This is a genomic window from Brachyspira catarrhinii, from assembly GCF_005518285.1.
GTDB classification, from domain to species: domain Bacteria; phylum Spirochaetota; class Brachyspiria; order Brachyspirales; family Brachyspiraceae; genus Brachyspira; species Brachyspira catarrhinii.
Genome location: NZ_SJDU01000118.1, coordinates 1 through 6,315, shown reverse-complemented (window position 1 = coordinate 6,315; position 6,315 = coordinate 1). Strand labels below are relative to the sequence as shown.

The window sequence follows — 6,315 nt, the reverse complement described above, 5'->3', positions numbered from 1 at the left end:
GGAGGCAAATCTTTAAGCACATCGGTTTTTAATCTTCTTAATATAAAAGGAGCTATTCTAATTTTTAATCTTTCCAAAGCGTCCGCAGAATCTTCGTTTCCAGAAATTATTGGCGCTTCGTAATCTTCCAAAAAATCTTTATGTTTTCCCAAAAATCCCGGCATCAAAAAATCGAACATCGACCACATTTCGCTGATTCCGTTTTCTATCGGAGTTCCGCTTAAAGCGAGTCGTTTTTGAGATTTCAAACTTTTTACCGTTTTTGCGTTTTGAGTGTTGGCGTTTTTTATATGTTGCGCTTCGTCTAAAACAACATAATTAAATTCTTTCTCGCTTAAAAATTTTATATCTCTTCTTAAAGTTGAATAAGAAACAATCGCTATATCGTAATTATTCACCGCTTTTATTCTTTTCATTCTCGATTTTAAATTTCCCGTCAAAGTTATAACCTCGAGCGAAGGAGCGAATTTTTTTATTTCATAATACCAATTCGAAACGCAGGATGTTGGAGCTACTATTAAAGAAGTTAATTTTGAGCCGTTTTCTTTTTCTTTCAATATTGACGCTATGGTTTGAAAACTTTTTCCAAGTCCCATGTCGTCCGCAAGAATTCCGTTTAAGGACATATCGGCAAGTTTTCTAAGCCATTTATAACCGACTAATTGATAATTTCTAAATTCTCCGTTTATATTTTTTGGCGGATTTTCGTCATAATCGATTCTTTTTATATCGGCTATAGTTTTTGCGGCGTTATCGTCCAAATTTAATTCTATACCGCTATGTTTTTCAAGCATATCTGCAAAGTATGGAGCGCTAAACATCGGGATTAAATACCCGTTATTCTCTTTTTGTTTTATTTCTTCAATAGGATTATCCTTAAACATTTTAGCCAGATAATCTATAATCTCCAAATCTATTGGAACAAAAGAACCGTTTTGAAGTCTTATATATTCTTTATTTTCAGTTTTAACCGCTCTTATTATATCCGACAAATCGTAAATTTCTTTAACGCCCTCGAAAGAAAAATTAATTTCAAAAAAATTTATATCTCTTGTGAGTGACGCTCGCATTTTAAGAGGTTTGACATTTAGTTTCAAAGATTTAAAAGATTCGCTATAAAAAAAAGTCCACCCTTTATCTTGCAACATTGGAAGAATTTTATAACATAAATAAAATATTTTTTCATCGTCCGCCGTTGAAAAAGTATAATCTCCCGCTCTATCCAAATATTTTGAAAGCGTTTCGCAAAAATAATTTTCTTTTTCAATATCTCTATAAATTTCTTCATTGTCGAACATATAACCGCTTGTAAATTTATTCGTGTAAGGGTCGAGAGTAAAAGAACCGTATTTAAATTTAATCGTGGAAAAAACATTCGCTCCGTCATAATCCAAATAAACGAGCGCTTGAACGGGAAAAGCCATGATTTCGTTGTCCGATATATCTTCTGGAAGTTCGATATTGAAATCTTTTTTTAAATTCGGCAAAACTCTCGAGCAGAAATCTTTTATATAATCTTTGCTCACTATAACCGAATTTTTAAATATATTTTTTTTTATTTTCGCGTAAGACGGTTTCGTTTCGTAAAAAATATCTTTATAAAGTATATAATCGCAATTCTCTCCGAAAGTATAAATTTTATTCAAATCAAAATCTTTTATACTTACATTCAAAATTAAATCTTTTTCTTCGTTATAAAAAGTAGTTAGAGAAAGATTCAAAATATCGTCCGCAAATATAATCACTTTGCTTTCGAGTCTTATATTTGAAATATCTTTTAACAAACTTAAACATTTATAAGCGCCGTAATCTTTAAACCATAATTTTCCGTTTTCTTCCGCTTGCAAACCTTCGCCGTAAATATTATTCAAAAATCTTATTAGCTTTGCTTCGCCCCTGCCGAAATCTTCCAATTCTATTTTATATTCTTTATCTTCTATATTTTGTTTTTCTCCGACAATGCATGAAAATAAAAAATTCTCAAGTTCGTTTATCCTTAATTCTCTCTTGCATTCGTTGTCGATTAATTTTAGCGAAAGTCCAAGAATTTTTTCGTTATCTTCGCCTCTTACGGAAAGCAAAACCGAAATCCCAAAATATTCTCTATAAAGATTATCTCGGTAATTTTCCATTAATGGCGCTCTCGTATAATAAAGCCAATTTTGACGCTCGTTTAGATTTTTGTTTTCATTAAATTTATCGTTAAAATTTTTATTATCAAATTTTTCTTTATCAAAATTTATTGAATCATTACTTGCCTCTTTCAACATTTCTTATCCGATTATGTAGTCGATTATTTTTTATTAATTATAAATTATTGATTTGTTATGTTAATTTAATTATAAAAAAAGTCAATATAAATATAAGTATGCGTTATTTTCTGAAAAATTTTCGCTTTATTCAATGTCATAAATAGATTGCTTAAACAGTAGCATAGCAATAACAATATTTTTTACTTGCAATTATGATGCATTTTTTATATTGACTTTATAATTCAATTTTAGTATAATTGCCAAATCTTATTTTTTGGAGAATAAAAATGAAAAATATTATCGTAGCTTTATTAATCGTTTTAAGCGGTTTTTCAATTTCTTGTAAGGATAATACGGCTTCAAATTCTATAGTTATAAATATGTCGGCGGAACCTAAAACTATGGACCCGACTTTGAATTCTTTAAGCGCCGTGTCGGTTTATATAATTCATGCTTTCGAGGGTTTAACAAAACTCGATTCGAATAATAATGTGGTCGGAGCGGCTGCGGAAGGATGGTTTATCTCGGAAGACGGACTTAAATATACATTTCATTTAAGAACGAACGCAAAATGGAGCGATGGAAAACCCGTTACGGCAAACGATTTTGAATATTCTTGGAAAAGAGCGGTAAATCCAAATGTCGCCGCCGAATATTCTTATATGATGGAAGTGATAAAAAACGCCAAAGAAATAAACGCGGGAATAATGGATTATAACGATTTGGGAGTAAAAGCGATTGACGATTATACTTTTGAAGTTATTTTGGAAAATCCTACGGCATATTTTTTGGAGTTCATAGCTTCTACGGGAATATTTATGCCCGTTCGTAGAGATATTATAGAAACTTACGGAGACGAATGGACATTGAATCCCGAAACTTATATAGGAAACGGACCTTATAAAATGACGGAAAGATTAATCGACCAAAAAATAGTTTTTTCCGTTAATACGAATTATTATTCCAAAGAAGACCAAATTGCAAACGAAATAACTTTTGTATTGATGAGCGACCCGAATACCGCGGTTGCGGGACTTAAAAATGGAACGGTGCATTTTTCCGCTTTAGAACCTCCAGCGGCAGAAATAGAAAATCTTAAATCGGAAGGATATATTGCGGCAAATAACGCTTTGGGAACTTATTATTTGGAATTAAATATTACCAACGAAGCCTTAAAAGATAAGAGAGTTAGGCAGGCTTTATCTTTAGCGATTGATAGAAATTATATAGTCTCAAATGTCACAAAAGGAGGACAAATTCCCGCTGGAGCTTTCGTGCCTCCTCAAGTCAGAGGATTAAACGGAACTTTTAGAAGCGAATCGGGAGATTATATCGATATTAATAACTACGAAGAAAATATAGAAATCGCGAAATCTTTGCTTGCGGAAGCTGGATACCCGAATGGAGAAAATTATCCGATATTGGAATTAAAAGTTTCGCCCGGAATTTATGTTTTGGTAGGAGAGGCGATTCAGCAAATGTGGAAAGATAATTTGAATATTACCGTTCAATTGATACAGGAAGAATTTCCCATAACTTTGCAATCTTTAATCGAAAAAGATTATCAATTAACGAGAATGGGATGGACGGGAGATTATAACGACCCGATGACTATGCTCGATGTTATGCTTAGTTATGGCGGAGTAAATCATAGCGGTTTTTCCAATGCCAATTACGACAGACTTATATTAATCGCAAAAGAGTCGCCCGATAATAAAGTTAGAATGGACGCAATGCGGCAAGCGGAAAGCATATTGATGGACGAAATGCCGATAATTCCTTTATATTACAGAGCGGACGCTTTAATGATTAGTCCAAAATTGAAGGGAGTCGTTCTCAATCCTTTGGGAAGACATAAATTCAATTATTGTTATATAGAATAAAAATAAGAAATATTAATAATTAAAATAAAAAATTAATAAATAAAAAGGGTTGATTATGAAAACTTGGAAAGGATTACTCAGAGAATATAAATCTTATTTGCCGATAACGAATAAAACGCCTCTAATAACTTTGAACGAAGGAAACACTCCATTAATAAAAGCGGAAAAAATAGGCGAAAAACTTGGAGGAATAGAATTATATTTCAAATATGACGGATTAAATCCCACTGGCTCTTTTAAGGATAGAGGAATGGTAATGGCTGTGGCTAAAGCTTTAGAAGAAGGCGCAAAAGCGATAATGTGCGCGTCTACGGGAAACACTTCCGCATCGGCCGCCGCATACGCTGCGAGGAGTAATATTCAATGCATAGTTCTTATTCCCGATGGAAATATAGCTTTGGGAAAATTGGCTCAGGCTTTAATGTATGGAGCAAAAGTCATAGCGATAAACGGAAATTTTGACGACGCGTTAAAATCGGTTATAGATATTACTAACAATTATCCGATAACTCTCGTTAATTCGATTAATCCTTACAGACTTCAAGGACAAAAAACATCAGCTTTTGAAATATGCGACACTTTGGGAAAAGCTCCCGATTATTTGGCGATACCCGTAGGAAACGCGGGAAATATTTCTGCCTATTGGATGGGTTTCAAAGAGTATAAAGAAAAAAATATGGTTTCAAATTTGCCTAAAATGATTGGTTTTGAAGCGGAAGGTTCGGCTGCAATCGTTAAAAATAAAATTATAGAAAATCCTCAAACTTTGGCTACGGCAATCAAAATAGGAAATCCCGCAAGCTGGAAATTGGCGGTTAATGCGGCAAACGAATCGGAAGGTTTTATAGATTTTGTAAGAGACGATGAAATACTCGAAGCCTATTCGATGCTAGCAAGAGAGGAAGGAATATTCGCAGAACCAGCGTCAGAGGCGTCTTTGGCGGGAATAATAAAAACTTATAAAGCTGGAAAATTAAAGAAAGGCGATATTGTGGTTTCCGTCCTAACGGGCAACGGTTTGAAAGACCCCGATAACGCGATTAAAATATCGAACGCTCCGATAAAAGTTGAAAATAATATTGAAGAGATAAGAAAAGTTATCGGTTTATAAAAATTGTTTATTATTAATAAATGTTTAACTCTAATTGCATAGATTCTAATAATCTTTTATTAGATATTTCTACATTATGCGGGTCTATTTCTATACCAATATAATGTCTGTTTATATTTTTAGCGGCTATGCAGGTTGTTCCAGAACCAGAAAAAGGGTCTAATATAATGGCATTTTCTTTTGTAACAAGAGAAATTAAAAATTCCATTAGTTTTATAGGTTTTTGATTCACATGGTTTCCAAAATCGCTTTTAAATGTTTCTACTTTAATAATGTTATCATAAAAATTATTATTCTTATAATTTAAATTATATTTTTTTACGGCTTCTTCGTTCCATGCGCCTACTTCGTTGTTTATTACATTATCCGCTATAGTTCCGCCTATCTTGTAGGGTTTTTGAAACCATAAAATAGGTTCAAATATAGGTCTTAAATTAGCCACTCGCCAGCCTTTCCATTTTTCTTCATTTTCGTTATCGTTTCTTCTTTCATAAATAGACGATAATCTTTGAGCTTTTGCAGCTGCAAAATTCTTTTCCCATGCGAGCATATCTTTAAAAGTAAATCCGACATCTTCTAACGCCACTATACATCTATGCGCGTATCTCCTTCCAGCAAAAATAAAACAACTTCCGCCAGATTTTAAAACCCTTAACCAATCCGAAGCCCATTTGGAACACCATTCTTGATATTCAAGCGGTATTTTTTTATCGGATTCGCTCCATCCGTTTAAAGGTTTTCCGCGCCTTTTGAATAAACTGCCCATTTCTAATTGGGCGCTCGAAGTTCCTCCTAATGCGGAATTGGAATTATTATGCAAAATATCCCAATCTTCATAACATATACCGTAAGGGATGTCGGAAATAATGGCATGGACATATTCGTTGTCTATTGCTTTTATCAATTCTATAGAATCTCCGCATATTATTTTATCTATCATAATTTAATCCTTTAATAAAATCGTTTATATGTTTTATTTTTTCCTCTAATTTTTTAGATTTTATTAATTCTCTTATAGCTTCTTTTTTAGAATAACTATTTATTAAATTTATCAAATCGTCTTTAGTTT

General features: G+C 32.8%; 4 protein-coding genes. 2 read left to right on the top strand and 2 right to left on the bottom strand.

The window, feature by feature from the left end:
• A partial coding sequence (locus EZH24_RS05860; protein WP_137998207.1) for an SNF2-related protein occupies positions 1 to 2,270 on the bottom strand: 2,270 nt, incomplete at its 3' end.
• Between the two features lie 269 nt (positions 2,271 to 2,539).
• Between EZH24_RS05860 and EZH24_RS05855 the strand changes: the two genes are divergently transcribed.
• Together EZH24_RS05855 and thrC are read left to right on the top strand one after the other, a co-directional pair.
• Positions 2,540 to 4,135, top strand: a complete 1,596-nt coding sequence (locus tag EZH24_RS05855) for a peptide ABC transporter substrate-binding protein (protein WP_137998206.1) — start codon at positions 2,540 to 2,542, stop codon at positions 4,133 to 4,135.
• 55 nt (positions 4,136 to 4,190) lie between these two features.
• A complete protein-coding gene (thrC, locus tag EZH24_RS05850) occupies positions 4,191 to 5,246 on the top strand; it encodes a threonine synthase (protein WP_137998205.1) in 1,056 nt (351 codons plus the stop codon).
• Between the two features lie 13 nt (positions 5,247 to 5,259).
• Here thrC and EZH24_RS05845 read toward each other — a convergent pair whose 3' ends face one another.
• On the bottom strand, positions 5,260 to 6,186 hold the full coding sequence (locus EZH24_RS05845; protein WP_137998204.1) for a DNA-methyltransferase: 927 nt from the start codon (positions 6,184 to 6,186) through the stop codon (positions 5,260 to 5,262).
• Positions 6,187 to 6,315 lie beyond the last annotated feature (129 nt).